We start from the raw sequence: 17,230 nt of genomic DNA, 5'->3' as shown, positions 1-17,230 counted from the left end.
TGGGGTACGGGCCGGGCCGGGCGGGGGGGGGGCGCCTCCGCCGACAACACCCCGCGCGGGGCCGCCCGGGCCCGCCCCCCCCCCACCCCCCCCCCGGGGCCCCCCCCCCCCCGCGGGGGCCGGGGCCACGGGTCACCGTGTAGTCGGTAGGCACACCGGCGCGCCTCGACCCCGCGCTCGCGTCCGGCCTGCCGGCTGAGGGCTCCCCGCGCCAATGCCTGAACCGTCCCGCAGGGCCGATACCACCCCGTCGGCGCTCCTGTAGAGCTGCCCCAGATATGCACCGGCACCGGCTCGGGCTCGGTGGCAGATCCCGATGCGAGCTTGCAGCGCGATCTTGCACTTTCTGCCTCAACATAAGGGTGCATTAACGCTTAAATCGGCGACAGAAAGTGCAAGATCGGCGCGATTCTTCTGCGCGACGCGTCTTGATCTACAAGCCCGATAGTCAGCAGCGGGGTGGCGCACCGGCGTGATCGGCGATCCGCCGGCCTCGTGGGGTCCCTTAGCGGGGCACAGCCCGTGCCGCCGCATGTCTGGGGCAGCTTTATGGGGCACCGGATCCACCCGGGGTCCGCCAGGCGGGCGAGACAAACAGCGCTGCGGGGTCGGGCGCGACGATCCCGCCGCGCCGCGGGCGGCGCAGCGGGATCCCCGCGGTCAGTGGCAGGTGCCGGTGCCGCTGTCGGTGTAGGTCTGGCCGGCCACCGGTACGAACTGCCAGTCGTAGCTGTTGGAGTGCAGGGTGAACTTCAGGACTCCCCAGGCCGAGCTGTTGCGTGCCTCGCTGTTGGGCTGGATGGTGCCGAAGCCGTAGTGACCCGCGCCGCCCATGCCGGCGACGAAGCTGCGCATGCCCCGGCTGGTGTCGGCGCCGCCGGACGGGTTCATCGGCGCGAAGCGCTCGTACACGTGGTTGTGTCCCCACACCACGACGTCGGCGTTGTAGTCGTAGAGCGCCTGGTACAGCGGACGCGTGGACGTCGACGGCGCGTGGTTGGAGCTGGACGTGAACAGCGGGTGGTGCCAGTACGCGACCGTGCACGGCTTGCTGCTGGCGGCCAGGTCGGCCCGCAGCCACTGCTCCTGGGTCGAGCCGGCGGACATGCTGATGTTCGAGTTCAACGACACGACGTGCCAGTTGCCGAGGTCGAACGAGTAGTAGCCGCGCCCGCTCGGGCCGGCGGACGTACCGAAGTAGTTGTAGTAGCCGGTCGCGCCCGACGTGTTGTAGTCGTGGTTGCCCGGTGACGGGCGGGTGCGGGACTTGTGCCGACCCCAGGTGGGCTCGTAGTAGCTGCTGAACTGCGACGCGGTGCCGCTGTCGTAGACGTTGTCGCCGGTGGTGAAGACCGTGCCCGGGATGTTGTCGAGCAGCGTGGCGGTGGCGCTGTCGCCCGAGCCGGAGTCGGCGATGTCGCCGGCACCGACGAACACCGGATCCCCGGACGGCGGTGTGGTGGTGCCGGTGTTGACCACCAACTGCGGGGCGTCCGCGCCGCTCTCGCGGGTGTCGTAGTAGGCGCCGTCGCCGCTGGCAGAGGTCGCACCGAAGCTGTACGTCCCGTTGCCGGTGACGGCTGCCGTGACGTCGACCTCGTACCAGGTGTTGCCGCTGACCGCGCCGATGGTGCCGAGCGTGGCCCCGTCGATTGTCGGCTGGTTGTTCCAGGTGGTGCCGGTCTCCGACCACGTCGTGTTGGACATCCGGCGGAACGTGCCACCGGCATCGCTGCCGCTGTTGCCGCTGATGGTGCGCAGTCGTAGTTTGGCGCCGGTCACCGTGCCGCTGACACCGCTCACGCTGAAGCGCAGGAACGAGCGGCGCACCGGCGAGTTGTCCACCACAACCTGCGTGGACGTGCCGTAGTTGGTGGCGGCCGTGTCGCTCTGAACGTAGGTGTCGGCGACCGGCGTGAACGTCACGCTCGCCGCCGACGCCGCGACCGAGCCGGTGAGCACGACGGCGGCGCTGGCGACGACGAGCACCGCGACCGTTCCCAGCGTCAGCGGTGGACGGGTGAGTCGAATGTCCATCCAGGATCCCTTCTTTGCGGGTGGAGAGCGCAAGGAATGTAGGAAGGCCGATGAACCGGCGCGCTGCCGCCAGATGAACAGTACGCTCAAACAACGAAACTCCTCGATGTTTGTCGCTTGTTCACCCGTCGCATGTCTGCTTGACGCCCACGGTCCCTTGCGCCCCTTCGGACCCGGTCGCCACGATGGCTGACCGTCAGTCGTCGACCCGAGGAGATGCTCGTGTACCTGTCGACCGTTTCCCGGCCGGTCGCCGACCCGCCCGGATCCGGGCCACGGCGTCGACGGCTCGCCCTGGTCAGCGGCAACGTCGTCGCACTCGGCACGGTCAGCCTGATCACCGACATCTCCGCCGAGATGGTGGCCGCGGTCCTACCGCTCTATCTGGTGCTGGGCCTCCAGCTCAGCCCGGTGGCCTTCGGCGTGCTCGACGGCGTCCACACCGGCGCCACCGCGCTCCTGCGGGTCGTCGGTGGGTTCGCCGCCGACCGGTTCCGGCGGCGCAAGCTGATCGCCGGCATCGGCTACACCCTCTCGGCGGTCGCGAAGCTCGGCCTGCTGCTCGCCGGCCGGTCGATACCGGCGATCGGCGCGGTCATCGCCGTCGACCGGCTCGGCAAGGGCGTGCGCAGCGCCCCGCGCGACGCGCTCATCACGCTGTCCACGCCGCCCGAGGCATTGGGCCGGGCGTTCGGGGTGCACCGGGCGATGGACAGCGTGGGGGCGTTCCTCGGGCCGCTCGCCGCGTTCGCGGTGCTGCTGGTCGTCGGGCAGTCGTACGACGCGGTCTTCGTCACCAGCTTCTGCGTTGCCGCGCTGGCCGTTGTCGTGCTCGTGCTCTTCGTCCGGGAACGCCCCGCCGAGCAGGCGACGGCCGGCCCGGACGAGCCGACGGTCTCCGTGCGGGAGGCGTTCGGCCTGCTGGCTGGGGGACCAGCTCGCCGGCTCGTGCTGGCCGCCGCGATGCTCGGGCTGGCCACCATCGGCGACGGTTTCGTCTACCTGCTGCTGCAACGCCGCGAGGACCTCGGTCTGCGCTGGTTCCCGCTGCTCGCGGTGGGAACCAGCCTGTCCTACCTGCTGCTCGCCGCCCCGCTGGGCGTACTCGCCGATCGGATCGGCCGGCTCCCGGTGGTGCTCGGCGGCTACACCGCCCTCGGTGCCACGTACCTGCTGCTGGCCGGTCCGGTCGACGGATGGCCGCTGATCGCGCTGACCCTGGGGCTGTACGGCGCGTTCTACGCCGCGACCGACGGTGTGCTCATCGCGCTCGCCGGACCGGTGCTGCCGGCACGGCTGCGCACCACCGGCATCGCGCTGGTGCAGACCGGGCAGGCCCTCGCGTACCTCGTCTCCTCCGTCCTGTTCGGTCTCGCCTGGCAGGCGTGGGGGCCGGAGGCGGCGATCCGCGCGGCGGCCGTCGCCGTCGCCTGCGTGCTGGTCGGCACGCTGCTCCTGCTGACCGACCCATCCCGACTGATCACCCGGAAGGTGCCCCGATGACCGCGATGTCGACCCGAGCGAAGATCGGCGTGGTGGTCGCCTCGGCCGTGCTGCTGGGCAGCGTGGCGGCCGCTTACGTGGCCATGGCAGCGCAACCCGCCCCGACACCGCCCCCTGCCTCCGGCGACCAGGCGGTCACCCTGACGCCCGGCTCGCGGCTGCTGGCCATCACCGACCGGCACCTGTCCACCGTCGCCGCGGCCGACCCCACCGGGCCTCGCACGGTCTCCGGCCTGGAATGCCTGCGGGTGTACGCCGCGGCCGGCACCGGTGTCTGCCTGAAACCGGAGACCGCCTGGTCGTACCAGGTCGTCGTGCTCGACGCGGCGCTGCGCCAGACCCGGACGATCGGCGTGCCGGGCCTGCCGAACCGGGCCCGGGTCTCGGCCTCCGGCCGGATGGTCTCCTGGACGACGTTCGTCGGCGGGGACTCCTACACCTCCAGCGGCTTCTCCACCCGCACCGGCATCCTCGACACCACCACCGGCGCCACGGTGACCTCGCTCGAAGAGTTCGCCGTCAGGCGGGACGGCCGAAGCTACCGCAGCCCGGACGTCAACTACTGGGGTGTCACCTTCACCGCCGACGACAACCGCTTCTACGCGACCATGTCCAGCGGGGGCAAGCGCTACCTCGTCCGCGGTGACGTCGCGGCCCGGACGGTCGAGACGATGAGGGAGAACGTCGAGTGCCCGTCGCTGTCACCGGACGACACCCGGATCGCCTTCAAGGAGGCCGTGGACGCCGACCCGGCGAAGGGCTGGCGGCTGTCGGTCCTCGACCTGGCGAGCATGCGGGTCACCGTGACGGCCGAGACCAGCAGCGTCGACGACCAGGCCGCCTGGCTGGACGGCCGGACACTCGCGTACACGAGACGCCAGAGCGACGGCCAGCCCGACGTCTGGAGTGTCCCGGCCGACGGGTCCGGTACGCCGAAGCTGACCATCCCGGGCGCGGAGTCCCCGGCACCGCTGAGCTGACGGTCCGGCTGCCGGGCGGCCAGGACACCTGACCGCCTTGACGCGGACAGCCCTCCGTCATGTGGGATTACGCGCTGCACCCATTGCCGTTCATCGACGTTCTCAAGGCTGTTGACCATGACAAGGTTGAGCCGTCGTATCTTCGTCCTCGGTGGACTGGTGACCGCCGGAGTCGCGGTGACCCCCCGCCAGGGCGCCCGCGCCGCGGTGCCGTACCCCTTCAAACTCGGTGTGGCATCCGGTGATCCGGCGCCCGACAGTGTGGTCCTCTGGACCCGGCTGGCCCCGTCCCCTCTCAACGCCGACGGGCAGGGCGGCATGGCCAACGCGGACGTGACCGTGGAGTGGCAGGTGTCCACCACCGATCGGTTCACCTCGCTCGTCGCCTCCGGGTCGGTGCTCGCCCGCTACGCCGACGCGCACTGCGTGCACGCCATCGCGGGCGGGCTCGCCGCCGACGCGGACTACTACTACCGGTTCCGGGCCCAGGGCCAGATCTCGCCGGTCGGGCGTACGCGGACCGCCCCGGCACCCAGCGCCTTCGGCCGCGACCTGGTGATGGCCTTCGCCTCCTGCGCCCACTACGAGGCCGGCTACTACACCGCGTACCGGCGGATGGCCGAGGACAACCCGGGGCTGATCCTGCACCTCGGCGACTACATCTACGAGGGCGGCGTCGGCAGCTCCACGGTCCGGCAACACGTCGGCGCCGAGATCGTGTCACTTGCCGACTACCGCCGCCGGTACGCGCTCTACAAGTCCGACCCGGACCTGCAGGCGGCACACGCGGCGGCACCCTGGCTGGTGGTGCCGGACGACCACGAGGTGGAGAACAACTACGCCAACATGGTGCGCAACGACAGCAGCCCGACGCTGACCGCCGCCCAGTGGACCGCCCGGCGGACCGCCGCGTACCGGGCGTACTACGAGAACATGCCGCTGCGGCCGGCGTCCGCCGCCAGCGGCAACAGCATCCCGCTGTACCGGCGCATCCGGTGGGGCCAGCTCGCCACCTTCCACATGCTCGACACCCGGCAGTTCCGCGACGACCAGGCCTGCGGGGATGGTTGGAAGGTCTGCGCGGACGCGGACCTGGCCTCCCGGTCCCTGACCGGCGCGACCCAGGAGGCGTGGCTGCTCGACGGACTGGCCCAGCGCTACGGCACCTGGGACATCCTCGGCCAGCAGGTCTTCTTCGCCCAGCAGCTCGACGCGAACGGGGCGGCGAGCATGGACGCCTGGGACGGCTACCGGGCCTCCCGCAGTCGGATCCAGAACGGCTGGCAGCAGCGCGGGGTCCGCAACCCGCTGGTGCTCACCGGGGACGTGCACCGGTCGTGGGCCAACGACCTCAAGGCCGACTACGCCAACCCCGCCTCGGCCACCATCGGCACCGAACTGGTCTGCACCTCGATCACCTCGACGGGCAACGGCAGTGGCAGCACCACGGTCCCGAACGCGGCGGCCAACCCGCACCTGAAGTTCTATTCGGACCGGCGCGGCTACGTGCGGACCACGATCAGTCGCAGCCAGGTCCGCGCGGACTTCCGCACGGTGAACACGGTGACCGAGCACGGCGCCGCGGCGGCCACCGCCCGCTCGTTCGTCATCCTCGACGGCCAGCCCGGCCTGCAGGCCGGGTAGAAGGAGACCCACCATGACCGCACTCACGACACTGCTCGCCGCCGCCCTGCTGGTCGGAAACCTGGCACCGGCCCCGATCGCGGTCACCGCCGAGGCGATCACGTGGACCACCGCGAACAGCGTGGCCACCGGCGACCAGGACCTGCCCGGCATCGCCACGAACCGCTTCGGCCACGTCGCCGTGGTGTGGGAGGACGACCGGGACAGCACCGCGCCCGAGGACGACACCCACAGCGAGATCTACCTGCGAATGTTCCGCGACGGCACACCCGCGTACGAGCTGAAGCTCTCCGCCGGGGGCACCAGCGGGGCCGCCTGGCGGCACACAAGCCCCGACGTGGGGCTCGACGACCGGGGCAACGCCGTGGTGGTCTGGGCCACCGACGGCGACGGCAACGGCGTCTACAACATCCAGTACCGGGTGGTGTCGCCCACCGGCACGGTGCTCGGCTCGGGGCAGGCCAACGCCAGCGACGCCGGGCAGCAGATCTGGCCGAAGGTGGCCGTCGACCCGGACGGCGCGCCGACCACCGGCGCGGTCGGGTTCACCGTGGTCTGGGAGGACATCCAGGGAACCGCTCCGGCCACCGTCAAGGCCGCCGGCTACACCGCGGCCACCACCAAGGGGTACGAGGTGACCGCCTCGCAGACCACGGGCACGCACCACCGCCCCGACGTGGCGGTGTCCGCCACCGGTGAGGCGCTGGTGGTCTGGGACGAGGACGCCGACGCGAACGGCTCGTACAACATCGGGTTGACCCGCCTGGCCCGGTCCAACGGCGCGGTGGTGCTGTCGCGGCGGACCGTCAACGCGCAGAGCGGCGGGCAGCAGCAGCGCCCCTCGGTCGCGGCGAACGTCGTCGGAGACTTCACCGTCGGGTGGGAATCCGACCACACCGGCACCCGAGGCGTCTGGGCGCGCTCGTTCACCGCCGCCGGCACCGCCCGGCACGACGAGGTCCAGGTCTCCACCGGAGCCGGGGCCGGCGCACCCGGCGTCGGCATCGACGACCAGGACAACGTGGTGGTGGGCTGGACGGTGTCGGGCACCAATCCGGACGTCTGGGCGCGTGGCCTCAACCCGGACGGCACCTCCGCCGGCCGGCTGGCGGCCCAGGCGCTGAGCCAGACCACGACGGGCCGGCAGGAGCACCTGGCCATCGCCACGTCGCCCTGGGGCGAGGTGAGCCTGTGCTACACCGACGACAACGACGGAAATGCCTTCGACCAGGTACTCCTCGGGTTGGGCGCGACGAACTCGACCTGGTTGCTGTCCGCCGACGAGCTGCGCCGCCTGAAGGCGCGGGCGGGCGTGACGACCCACTGAGCCGGGGCGTGGTCTGCTCGGGTCGGTGAAGTCGCGGTGTCCCCGGTAGCGGGACACCGCGACTTCGACACATCAGGCGAAGAGCAGGTCGAGGTGGGCGTCCAGCGCGCCCAGTGCCTGCTCGGCGGTGTACTGCCCGCCCAGCAGGTAGACGCCGAGCCCTTCCATGAGCGCCAGCAGTCCGGCCGCGGCCGCGGCGTCGTCGTCGTGCCGGTCGGGCAGGATGCCGGCGATGAATCCGGTGAGCTGCCGGGTGCCCTCCCGGAGGCTGGGCGCGGCGGCCGGACGTACCGCCGTGTAGGCGAGGAACGCGAGCGCCACCCGCCCGTCGTCGCGGGTCCCCTCGTCCAGGGGCAACAGGGCGGCGATCATCGTGCGCAGCAGCAGCCGGGGCGGCGGGTCCACACCCAGTCGTGCCAGCGCCTCGGTGACCCTGATCTGGTTGCGTTCCCGCACCACGCTCAACGCGAACGCCATCATCTCGTCCTTGGTCCGGAAGTAGTGCTGGACCATCCCGGCGGACACCCCCGCCTCGGCGGCCACGTGCCGGAGGCTGACGGCCTCCAGGCCCTGATCGGCGGCGACCCGCATCAGCGCGTCCGCGATGAGGGTGCGTCGCTCCTGGTGATCGACCTTCTTGGGCATGGCCTCGATCGTTTCACAGTGGGTGGCCCGGACAGCCCGCCAGCGGCGGCGGTCACCGGCTGACGGTGGTGCCCGCGGGGGCGCCCCGCGCGCTGCGCAGGAGGCCGTCCGGGTCGTCGGCGTACAGGCGCAGCTCGTTTATCGGCAGGGTCCCGGTCTGCGCCAGATCGAAGGTCAGCGGTCGGCGCAGCAGGACGTCGACACTGGTCTGGCTGCCGACCGAGATGGACACCACCCGGCGGTCACCCTCCTGCTCGACCTGCACCGATCTGCTCGACGGCAGCGAGCGGTAACGCTTGCGCAGGGCCTCGACGTCGGTCCACGGGATCCAGATGTCGATGCCCGAGCTGAGGCGCACGCGCAGGCCCCGGTCGCCCACCACGTGCGGATGGATCGTCATGCTGGCGAAGAGCCCGATCATCCAGAGCAGGCCCCAGATGCCGAGGCCGAGCACGATCCAGCGGGCCGGCCGCCACGGCACCACGTGGGTGACGACCACATCGAAGATGGGGATCTCCACGACCGACAGGCCGATGAAGATGCCCAGGATCGGCGTGACCACGCCCCGGTAGCCGAACGGTTCGTCGCCCGGTCCCAGCGGCAGGGGACGGCGGCGTGCCCAGACGTACAGGCTGCGCCACATCGCGGCCTCGGCCTCGGTGGCCCGGCGCAGCAGTGGACCCACCCGCGTCCTGGTCGGTGCCTTCGTGTCGGTCATGGTCGTCCTTGTCGGTTGGGGGCCGGCGGTCAGTGGACGGTGACGATTCCGGCGCCACCGTCCACGGTGACGAGTTGTCCGGTCGTGATCGTCCGGGTGGCGTCCGGAACGCAGATGACGGCGGGAATGCCGTACTCGCGGGCCACCGTCGGGCCGTGCGCCATGATCGCGCCGGTCTCGGTGACCAGCGCCGCCGCAGTGAGGAACAGCGGGGTCCAGCCCGGGTCCGTGGTCGCGGCCACCAGGACGTCGCCGGGTTCGACATGGGCGGTGGCCGGGTCGTGCACGACCCGGGCGGGGCCGGTCACCCGGCCCGCCGACGCGCCCACACCGATCAGCGTCCCGTCGCTGGCGGGCACCGCCGGCAGGACGGTCTCGACGTCGGTGCCGTCGGACAGCAGCGCCACCGGCACGTTCCGGCGGCGCAGCTCCCGGCGGTGCGTGGCCCGTCGGGAGCCGACCGTCGCGCGCGGGTCGACACCCTGGTGTACGGCGGCGTGCGCCTCGTCGAGGGTCAGGAACATGATGTCGTCGGGTTGGTCCAGCAGCCCGGACTCGTGCAGGTCGGCGCCGACGAGCAGCAGTTGGCGGCGCGTCTCGCGCAGCGGGTACAGCCCGGCGAACTTGCCGGCCTCGCGCAGACCGGCGAGTGACCGCGCCCGGCGCAGCAGGAACCCGGCGATGCTGCCCCGCACCGGCCGCCGACGGCGGGCTCGCCCGACCAGCTCCCGCAACGCCGCCTCCGCTGCCGCGCTGGCTCGCTGGAAGCGCTGGTCGGGACCCTGCCGGGGATCGGTGACCCGCAGGTAGTTGGCGAGCGCGGCGAAGACCGGGGTGGGATCCTCCGCCCAGCGCGGCACCCCGAGGTCGACCTCGGCGACGCCCCGGTGACCGTAGGCGTCCAGGAAGGCGGTCATGCCGATGTCGGGCAGCGTCCCGTGCAGGTGGCGTTCGGCCAACTCGGCCGGCGGGGTGTCGAGCAGGAGTTGACGGTGGTCGCCCGCGCCCTGGGCGAGTCGCCAGAGGGCCAGGTCCATCTCGATGGTGACATTGTGCGGCATCCCGCCCAGCACAGCGTGGATCTCGTCCGGGCCGGCGATGCCCTTGAGCAGGGCGGTCGGCAGCGCGGTGGCGAGCATCCCGGCGACGATCGGCCACATGATCGCGTCGGTGGTGTCGTCGGCGTCGGCGTCCTGCGCCTGCACGAAGCGCAGCCGATCGGCCGCGGTCCGCAGGTCGGCGGGGGCGGCGGATCTTACTCGGAGCTGCTCGACGGCCCCGAACATCCGGACCCGTGCGGTCTGGGGACGGGTCAGAGCCCGCAGGATCCCCACCACCGCGCGACCGGCCGTCCGCAGCGACGCGGCACCCTGCGCCCGGCCGCGCGTGGCGCGGCCACCCGTCGGGGCGAACCGGGGGTCCGCCAGCACGTGCTGCATCACCGCCTGGGCACGCGGGCCGAAGTCGACAGCCATGAGCTTCACCAGTCGCTTGCGGGCCGAGGAGTCCCGGGCCAGGTCGGTCAGGTCGCCGTAGAGCCGACCACCGATGTCGACGATCTCGACGCGGATGCCGAGCGCGGCGAGCATCCCGGCGATCTGCTCCCGCAGGGTCGACATGCCCATCGGCGTGACCGGTTGCCGCATGCCCTGGACGTGACCGAACTCCAGGTAGACGCGGGGGAGGGGCTTACCGCTCTCCGGTGGGAGGGGAAACAGGGTGGTGATCGGCCGCGACTGCAGGAGCCACCGGACGCCGTCCGCGTCGATCGCCCACTCCACGTCCTGGGGGCAACCGAAGTGGGCCTGCAACCGTTCGCCCGTGGCCCGCAGGTCGGCCAGGTGCGCCGACGTCAGGCAGCCCGCGTCGTCGCGCGGGACGCCATCGAGGACGTAGTGGTCCACGCGCGCCGCGCCGTCGACCACCGTCGTGCCGAGGCCCACCGCGGCGTCGACGGCCATCTCGTCGCGGCGGCCGGTCAACGGGTTCGCCGTGAACAGCACCCCCGCCACGGTGGGTGTGATCATGCGTTGCACGACGACGGCCATGTGCACCGTCTGGTGCTCGATGTCGCGAGCGTCGCGGTACGCGGTGGCGCGCTCGTTGTGCAGCGAGCCCCAGCAGGTCTCGATGGCGGCGATCAGGTCGGCGGTGCCCGTGACGTTGAGGATGGTGTCCTGTTGCCCGGCGAAGCTCGCGTCCGGGAGGTCCTCGGCGGTGGCGCTGGAGCGGACCGCGACGGGACCCGCGCCGAGGCGCTCGTACGCGGCGACGACCTCGGCCGTGGGGATGACGCCGAGGCGGTGCGCCTCGGTGGTGACGCAGAAGCCCTCGGGCACCCGTTCGCCGGACCTGATCAGCTCGCCCAGCCCGGCCGCCTTGCCGCCGACCAGGTCGACCATGTCGGCGCTCGCCTCGGACAGCGCGATGACCCGCATCGGGAGCCTCTTCTCTTTGCAATGCGACCGTATTGCATCCACCGTAACGCCTTTACGATGCAACTGCAATGTCACGCGGGCGCGAGACGTGACCGGGCGCAGCGGCGTTGCCGGCGTCTGCCATCCTCGGCACGGTGACGACCGGCCACCCGACCGCAGCCCGCTCCCACCGCCGCGCCCGCAGCCGTAAGATCCGCGTCCTCATCGCGCTCGTCGCGGCGGCGGCCGTCCTCGGCATCGCCTTTGTCGTCGTGCCGATGCTGCGACCGGCCGGACCGCGCCCGCTCTTCCAGATGCCGGTGACCTGCGGCGAGACCTGGCAGCTCAGCACCTACCCCGGTCACGACGACTACGACGTCGACTTCTTCCCGATCGAGGGCGAGACGTGGGGGCGGCCGGTGCTCGCGTCGTACGCCGGCACGGTCACCGTGGCGGGCATCAACGGCTCGTTGGGTGGTCGGACCCCGGACAACCCCGAGGGTCCACGGGGGCGCGGTGGTGGCTACTGGGTGAAGATCGACCACGGTGGCACGTGGGAGACGCAGTACCTGCACATGCTCGAGCCGCCACTGGTCACGGTCGGTCAGCAGGTCGCCCAGGGTGACCAGATCGGGCGGCTCGGCAGTACCGGCAACTCCGGCGCGCCGCACCTGCACTACGAGCAGCGGCGCGGCTGGGAGAAGGTCGAGACCCACTTCGACGGCGAGCCGTCGGGCATCACCACCGACGAACGCGAACAGATCCTGCGGCGGGTGAGCAACAACTGCCCGGTCGTCTCCTGAGGACTGCGGTTTGCCCGGCCCGGCTCGGGGCACTGAGGTGAGAACACTTCGGATGCAGGGAGGAGTCGGCCATGGTCAAGGGTGACGTCGACACGTACCACGAGGACGGGCAGTGGAAGAACAAGGCGGAGGGCAACGAGCGGGCCAGCAGCACGCATGAGGTGAAGGCCGACGCGCAGGCCCAGGGCCGGGAGATGGCTGCCGACCGTGGCGTCGAGCACGTGGTCAAGAAGCAGGACGGCACGATCGGGGAGAAGAACACCTACCCCCGCAGCCGCGACCCCCGCGACATCGAGGGCTGACCGCCTCCCGCCGGGCCTGCGCTGGTTTCGTCGACTCGACTCGACGAGACCAGCGCAGGCTCTTGTCGGCGGTCCCGAACGGAAGGCCAGCCGTGCTTTGCTGTGATACCGGATTTTCCGCACCTATTGTCCGATAAAGTCCGAATCCGGACTGACGTGGGTGTGGGAATGAGGTGGCATGGTGGTTTGGGGCAGACGCGGGCCAGCCGCGAGCGCGCTGGTGATCGCACTGACCGTGGCTGCCGTGGTGGTCGCGCCCTCCTCGGCGTCGGCGGCCGGGTCGGTCCTGTTCGACCAGCCGTTCCGCAACAACACCGCGAACGGCATCGGTGCCGTGGCGGTGCCGGCCGTCCCCGGGCTTCTCGCGACCAACGCGGCCTGCCTGAGCGCGGCGGGCAACTCGACCACGGGTCCGTTGCTGAGCTGCACCACCTCCACCGACCCCCAGGGCTCGGGCAAGCTGCGCCTCACCCCCGCCGCCATCACCCGCCAGGGCGGGGTGTTCGGCGCGGTGAGTGTGCCCACCTCGCAGGGCCTGCACGTCAGCTTCAACACCTACCAGTACGGCGGCACCAACCCGGGTGCGGACGGCCTCGCCTTCGTGCTGGCCGCCGTCGACCCGGCCAACCCGAGACCCCCGTCCACCCTCGGCCAACCGGGCGGCTCGCTGGGCTACTCGGCGGCCTTCAACGGAGTGTCGGCGGGCCTCTCCAACGGCTACCTGGGCATCGGGCTGGACGTCTTCGGCAACTTCAGCAACAGCACGTACCAGGGCACCGGCTGCACGAACCCGCCCTACATCTCGACCACCAACGGCCGGGTCCCCGGCCAGGTCGTGGTGCGTGGGCCGGGTCGTAACGCGGTCGGCTACTGCGCGATCAACAGCACCGCCACCAGCACGTCCTCGGCCGCACTGACGTTGCGGGCCAGCACCCGGGCGGCCTCGGTGGTGCCGGTCGAGGTGGTCGCCAACACCACCGCGTCCCCGTACACCACCGACACCGGCATCACCGTGCCGGCCGGGGAGTATCGGGTCCGGTTCACCCCGATCGGCGGAGCGGCGCGGACCCTGGCCGGCAGTCTCCCGGTGGTGTCGCCGAGCCTGTACCCGTCGCCGACCTGGTTGAACGCCAGCGGTTACCCCCGGCAGCTCGCCTTCGGCTGGGTGGGCTCGACCGGCTCGGTCACGGACTTCCACGAGATCGACAACGCTCGGACGGTCACCTTCAACCCGGTGCCGGACCTGAACGTGGCGCAGACCAGCGCGGTCGGCGCCAGCCCGCAGCCCGGGGACCCGGTCACCTACTCGATCACCGCCGGGGTCGATCCCGGCGCGACCGAGACGGCGCCGATCTCGGTCACCCAGACCGTGCCGGCCGGAGTCGTGCCGCGGGCCGCCTTCGGTTCCGGCTGGGTCTGCGCCGCGCCCTCGGGCCAGAGCATCACCTGCACCAACAGCAACGGCCCGTTCGCCGGCGGAAGCTCGCTGCCGCCGCTCACCGTCGTCGCGACCGTCACCGGGATCGGAGTGACGCCGGCCCTGATCCAGACGACCACGGTGGCGACCTCGTCCTCCATCGACGCGAACCCGGGATACTCCACTGTCACCACACCCGTGTCGCCGGCCACCGCACCGAGCGGCGTCACCGTCACCCCGGCGCAGAGCTCGATCTCCGGCGGCATCGCGGTCACCGTCGGCGGGAGCAACCTCACCGGCGCGACCGCGATCACCATCGGTACGACAATCGAGCAGCAGGCCGGCACCTCGGTGCTGCTGGTGCCGTGCACCTCCGGCCCGGCCGCCGGCTGCTTCACCGTGAATCCCGACGGCACACTCGCCATCTCCTCGATGCCCGCCCGGTCGAGCCCGGCGACGGTCACCGTCAGCGTCGTCACCCGGGGTGCCGCCGGCTCGGCGACCTACGTCTACGCGTCCACGCCGGGCACGCCGGCCACCCCCACGGCGGTCGCCGGCATCACCAGCGCCACCGTGAGTTGGACCGCGCCCGCGAGCAACGGCAGCCCGATCACCGGATACCTGATCACCCCGATCCGGGACGGGGTCACCCAACCGACTCTCACCTTCGACGCCTCCACCACCAGCCGCACGCTGACCGGGCTGACTGCCGGCTCGTCGTACGCCTTCCGGGTGGCGGCGGTGAACGCGTACGGCACCGGCGCGGCCAGCCCGGCGTCGGCGGCGGTGGTCCCGTACACCCTGCCGGGCGCGCCGACGATCACCTCGGCCACCGCCGGAACCAATGCCGCCAGGCTGAGCTGGACGACCCCGGCCAACGGCAGCTCGGCGATCACCGGCTACACCGTGACGCCGTATCTCGACGGGGTGGCGCAGACTCCGCAGACCTTCACCGCAACCGCCACCACCCAGGTCGTCACGGGGCTGACCGGCGGCGCCACCTACACCTTCCGGGTGGCCGCGACCAACGCCGCGGGGACCGGCCCGCAGTCGGCCCCGTCGGCGTCGGTGCCGGTCAACCCGTCGCCGACGCTGACGTTCGCGCCGCCCCCACCCGGGAGGGCGTACGACCCGTACCAGTACCAGTTGACCGTGACCGGTGGCACGAGCCCATTCACCTGGTCGGTCAGCGCCGGAAGCCTGCCCGCCGGGCTGACCCTCGACCCGGTCACCGGTCTGCTCTCCGGCACGCCCACCGTGGCCGGGACGTTCGCGTTCACCGTCCGGGTGACCGACTCGTTCGACCAGGCCGCGACCCGACCGGTCGAGCTGGTCATCGCCCCGCTCGGTGGGCTCTCCATCAGCGTTCCGGCGATCGCCCCCCTCGGCACCGTGACCTCGGGCACGACAGGCGTCTCGGGCCGTCTCGGCCCGGTGACCGTGACCGACGACCGCGGACCCTTCTCCGGAAACTGGGTAACCGTCGTCTCGGCCACCAACTTCACCACGGGCTCCGGTTCCGGAGGTGAGACCATTCCCAACAGCAACATCACGTACGCCTCGGGAGCGCCGCTCGCCACCACCGGCGTCGGAACGTTCCTCCCGCAGCCCGGCGCGGTGCTGGACATGCCGAGGTCGGCCGCCGGCTGGTCGGGTCAGACCGGCGTCCCGAACTCCGTCACCTGGAACCCCACCCTGTGGTTGACGCTTCCGTCCTCGGTGGTGGTCGGCGACTACGTGGCCGTTGTGACGCACTCGGTCCTCTAGCGACGCCGCCGCTGCCGCACGCGGACCCGCGACCGACCGGCTCGCACGGACTGGTCAACAACACGTCACTGCCCGGCCGTCCTCCAGGGGACGGCCGGGCAGTCGGTGCGGCCCGCCTCGGTCAGCTCAGCCGAGTGCGGTGCCGGCGGACGAGATACCAGCCGGCGAGGGTGATCAGCACCAGCAGGGCGATCCCGCCGACCGCGTAGACCAACCAGTTCGGCCCACCGGAGGTCGCGACCGCCATCGGCGCCGGGACGGGCAGGCTGATCTTCCCGGTGGCGGTGCGTTCCACGATGCCGCTGACGAGCGTCGCGTCCACGTCCCAGACCCCCGCCGGCAGAGCCTGGTTGATCTCGATCCGGACCTGGCCGCTCCGGCCGGGCAGGATCGTCACGCCGTTCGTCACCTTGAACGGGCCGGCCCGGACCGCCGCCTTGGTCAACGACAGGGTGCCGGTCATGTCCAACGCGCGTTGACCGGTGTTGGTGACCTTGGCGGTGACTACCGCAAACTCGCCGGGGCCAGGTTCTGCCGCCAGTCCGTCGACGCGAAAGTCGGTGGGTGGCTCACCACCAGGACCGATGTCGAGGTAGACCCGGATGCCCACCCGGTGGATCTGGGTGACGTTTCCGGTTCGCTCCTTCGCGCTGGTGACCTGCGCCCAGATTGCCGCGTACCGCTCGCCCTTGGACGCCTTCCTCGGCACGGCGATCTCGACCTCGACCGGCCGTCGCTCGCCCGGGTCCAGCTCGATCCCGGCGGTCTTCAGCCGGATCCAACCGCTGAGTTCGTTGCCCGCTCGTCCCTCGGGAACGGCGAAGGCGTTGTCCTCCACCGACGCGGCACCGGAATAGAACTCGATCTTCTGCGACTCGCCTGAGGTGTTCTGCACCTCGACCCGGCGGTGGATCGTCGTTCCGGGGTTCAGGTGGTCCACGATGTAGACCTGGGCCCGGGGATCCTGCACTCTGCTGGCCGGAATGTCGAGCATCCGGATACTGATCGCGGCGTCGTCGGCGGGCTCGCGTCGTTGCTCCCGCACGGCAACGGCTGGCGCCGCCGAAACCCCGAGCGCCACGAGGGCGACCGAGGCCAGCAGCACCAGCCGGCCGAGCGGGTCAGAACACCGAATGTGTCACCGTCCCCGTGTAGACACCCTGGACGGTGCCGACCGGAATGTTGACCGACAGGGTGGGGTTCCAGGTGGCGAAGTTGTTGCCTGTGCCGCCGGTGTGGCTCATCGCGGTCCGGGGGACGTTGATGATCACCTGCTGGGCGGCGGTGGGCTGGCCCGGCGTGAAGGTGCCGGTACCGGCGGTCGCCGTCGTGGGACCGGACCAGTACAGGACGTTGATGTTCGGGATCGTCTCCCCGGAGGTGCCACCGCCGGTGACGAAGTCGGTGGAGATGACGGTGGCGGTCCAGTTGGGGGTGAGCGAACCGCGCTGGTCCAGCACGGTCACCGGGCCGAGCTGACCGGTGACGGTCGAGCCCTCCACGCCGTGCCCGATGTTCGCCGTCGCCGGTACGGTGATCGAGAGGCCGCCGGCGGCGTCAACGGTCAGGGTCACGATCGTGTTGCCCGTGGTGTCCGCGGCGGCCGGCCCGGCGAGCGCGACGACGGCGGCAACGCCGGCCAAGCCCGCGAGAATCTTTCTACGCATCGA

13 protein-coding genes are annotated in these 17,230 nt (G+C 71.5%); 7 read left to right on the top strand and 6 right to left on the bottom strand.

The genetic code is table 11. The features are described from left to right. Nucleotides 1-660: 660 nt before the first annotated feature. A complete protein-coding gene (locus tag ACFYPM_RS31440; protein ID WP_387204801.1) occupies nucleotides 661-2,037 on the bottom strand; it encodes a DNRLRE domain-containing protein in 1,377 nt (458 codons plus the stop codon). Between the two features lie 222 nt (nucleotides 2,038-2,259). Between ACFYPM_RS31440 and ACFYPM_RS31435 the strand changes: the two genes are divergently transcribed. From ACFYPM_RS31435 to ACFYPM_RS31420, 4 genes are all read left to right on the top strand, one after another. Further along, a complete protein-coding gene (locus ACFYPM_RS31435) occupies nucleotides 2,260-3,540 on the top strand; it encodes an MFS transporter (RefSeq protein WP_387204798.1) in 1,281 nt (426 codons plus the stop codon). Further along, nucleotides 3,537-4,520, top strand: a complete 984-nt coding sequence (locus tag ACFYPM_RS31430; RefSeq protein WP_387204795.1) for a TolB family protein — start codon at nucleotides 3,537-3,539, stop codon at nucleotides 4,518-4,520. Before ACFYPM_RS31435 ends, ACFYPM_RS31430 begins: the two co-directional genes overlap by 4 nt. Before the next feature lie 117 nt (nucleotides 4,521-4,637). Further along, on the top strand, nucleotides 4,638-6,164 hold the full coding sequence (locus ACFYPM_RS31425) for an alkaline phosphatase D family protein (protein WP_387204792.1): 1,527 nt from the start codon (nucleotides 4,638-4,640) through the stop codon (nucleotides 6,162-6,164). 13 nt (nucleotides 6,165-6,177) lie between these two features. After that, complete coding sequence (locus tag ACFYPM_RS31420; RefSeq protein WP_387204789.1) at nucleotides 6,178-7,491, top strand: hypothetical protein; 1,314 nt, start codon at nucleotides 6,178-6,180, stop codon at nucleotides 7,489-7,491. Nucleotides 7,492-7,563: 72 nt separating this feature from the next. Here ACFYPM_RS31420 and ACFYPM_RS31415 read toward each other — a convergent pair whose 3' ends face one another. The 3 genes from ACFYPM_RS31415 to ACFYPM_RS31405 are packed head-to-tail and all read right to left on the bottom strand — an operon-like array spanning nucleotide 7,564 to nucleotide 11,292. Continuing rightward, nucleotides 7,564-8,136, bottom strand: a complete 573-nt coding sequence (locus tag ACFYPM_RS31415; RefSeq protein WP_387204787.1) for a TetR/AcrR family transcriptional regulator — start codon at nucleotides 8,134-8,136, stop codon at nucleotides 7,564-7,566. Nucleotides 8,137-8,188: 52 nt separating this feature from the next. Continuing rightward, nucleotides 8,189-8,854: a hypothetical protein gene (locus ACFYPM_RS31410; RefSeq protein ID WP_387204784.1), complete on the bottom strand. Its 666-nt coding sequence runs from the start codon at nucleotides 8,852-8,854 to the stop codon at nucleotides 8,189-8,191. A 29-nt stretch (nucleotides 8,855-8,883) separates the two neighbouring features. Then, a complete protein-coding gene (locus ACFYPM_RS31405) occupies nucleotides 8,884-11,292 on the bottom strand; it encodes a PEP/pyruvate-binding domain-containing protein (protein WP_387204781.1) in 2,409 nt (802 codons plus the stop codon). Between the two features lie 134 nt (nucleotides 11,293-11,426). On the opposite strand from ACFYPM_RS31405, the gene ACFYPM_RS31400 reads away from it, so the two are divergent. The 3 genes from ACFYPM_RS31400 (at nucleotide 11,427) to ACFYPM_RS31390 (ending at nucleotide 15,560) form a co-directional block, all read left to right on the top strand. Next, nucleotides 11,427-12,074: a M23 family metallopeptidase gene (locus ACFYPM_RS31400; RefSeq protein WP_387204778.1), complete on the top strand. Its 648-nt coding sequence runs from the start codon at nucleotides 11,427-11,429 to the stop codon at nucleotides 12,072-12,074. A 71-nt stretch (nucleotides 12,075-12,145) separates the two neighbouring features. Further along, nucleotides 12,146-12,376 (top strand): DUF2188 domain-containing protein, encoded by a 231-nt coding sequence (locus ACFYPM_RS31395; protein WP_357376064.1) that lies wholly within the window; start codon nucleotides 12,146-12,148, stop codon nucleotides 12,374-12,376. Nucleotides 12,377-12,596: 220 nt separating this feature from the next. Beyond that, nucleotides 12,597-15,560 (top strand): fibronectin type III domain-containing protein, encoded by a 2,964-nt coding sequence (locus tag ACFYPM_RS31390; RefSeq protein WP_387204775.1) that lies wholly within the window; start codon nucleotides 12,597-12,599, stop codon nucleotides 15,558-15,560. Nucleotides 15,561-15,681: 121 nt separating this feature from the next. Here ACFYPM_RS31390 and ACFYPM_RS31385 read toward each other — a convergent pair whose 3' ends face one another. Both ACFYPM_RS31385 and ACFYPM_RS31380 read right to left on the bottom strand, forming a co-directional pair. Continuing rightward, a complete protein-coding gene (locus tag ACFYPM_RS31385) occupies nucleotides 15,682-16,665 on the bottom strand; it encodes a hypothetical protein (RefSeq protein ID WP_387204772.1) in 984 nt (327 codons plus the stop codon). A 16-nt stretch (nucleotides 16,666-16,681) separates the two neighbouring features. Further along, a complete protein-coding gene (locus tag ACFYPM_RS31380; RefSeq protein WP_387204770.1) occupies nucleotides 16,682-17,227 on the bottom strand; it encodes a hypothetical protein in 546 nt (181 codons plus the stop codon). Nucleotides 17,228-17,230 lie beyond the last annotated feature (3 nt).

Source organism: Micromonospora sp. NPDC005203, assembly GCF_042872705.1.
Classification (GTDB): Bacteria; Actinomycetota; Actinomycetes; order Mycobacteriales; family Micromonosporaceae; genus Micromonospora.
This window is presented reverse-complemented; position numbering and strand designations above follow the sequence as displayed.

Bases quoted from the DNA above. Each gene is read 5' to 3' on its own strand.
- ACFYPM_RS31440 (WP_387204801.1), bottom strand. From the start codon at position 2,037: ATGGACATTCGACTCACCCGTCCACCGCTGACGCTGGGAACGGTCGCG.
- ACFYPM_RS31425 (WP_387204792.1), top strand. From the start codon at position 4,638: ATGACAAGGTTGAGCCGTCGTATCTTCGTCCTCGGTGGACTGGTGACC.
- ACFYPM_RS31395 (WP_357376064.1), top strand. From the start codon at position 12,146: ATGGTCAAGGGTGACGTCGACACGTACCACGAGGACGGGCAGTGGAAG.
- ACFYPM_RS31405 (WP_387204781.1), bottom strand. From the start codon at position 11,292: ATGCGGGTCATCGCGCTGTCCGAGGCGAGCGCCGACATGGTCGACCTG.
- ACFYPM_RS31410 (WP_387204784.1), bottom strand. From the start codon at position 8,854: ATGACCGACACGAAGGCACCGACCAGGACGCGGGTGGGTCCACTGCTG.
- ACFYPM_RS31420 (WP_387204789.1), top strand. From the start codon at position 6,178: ATGACCGCACTCACGACACTGCTCGCCGCCGCCCTGCTGGTCGGAAAC.
- ACFYPM_RS31415 (WP_387204787.1), bottom strand. From the start codon at position 8,136: ATGCCCAAGAAGGTCGATCACCAGGAGCGACGCACCCTCATCGCGGAC.
- ACFYPM_RS31380 (WP_387204770.1), bottom strand. From the start codon at position 17,227: ATGCGTAGAAAGATTCTCGCGGGCTTGGCCGGCGTTGCCGCCGTCGTC.
- ACFYPM_RS31430 (WP_387204795.1), top strand. From the start codon at position 3,537: ATGACCGCGATGTCGACCCGAGCGAAGATCGGCGTGGTGGTCGCCTCG.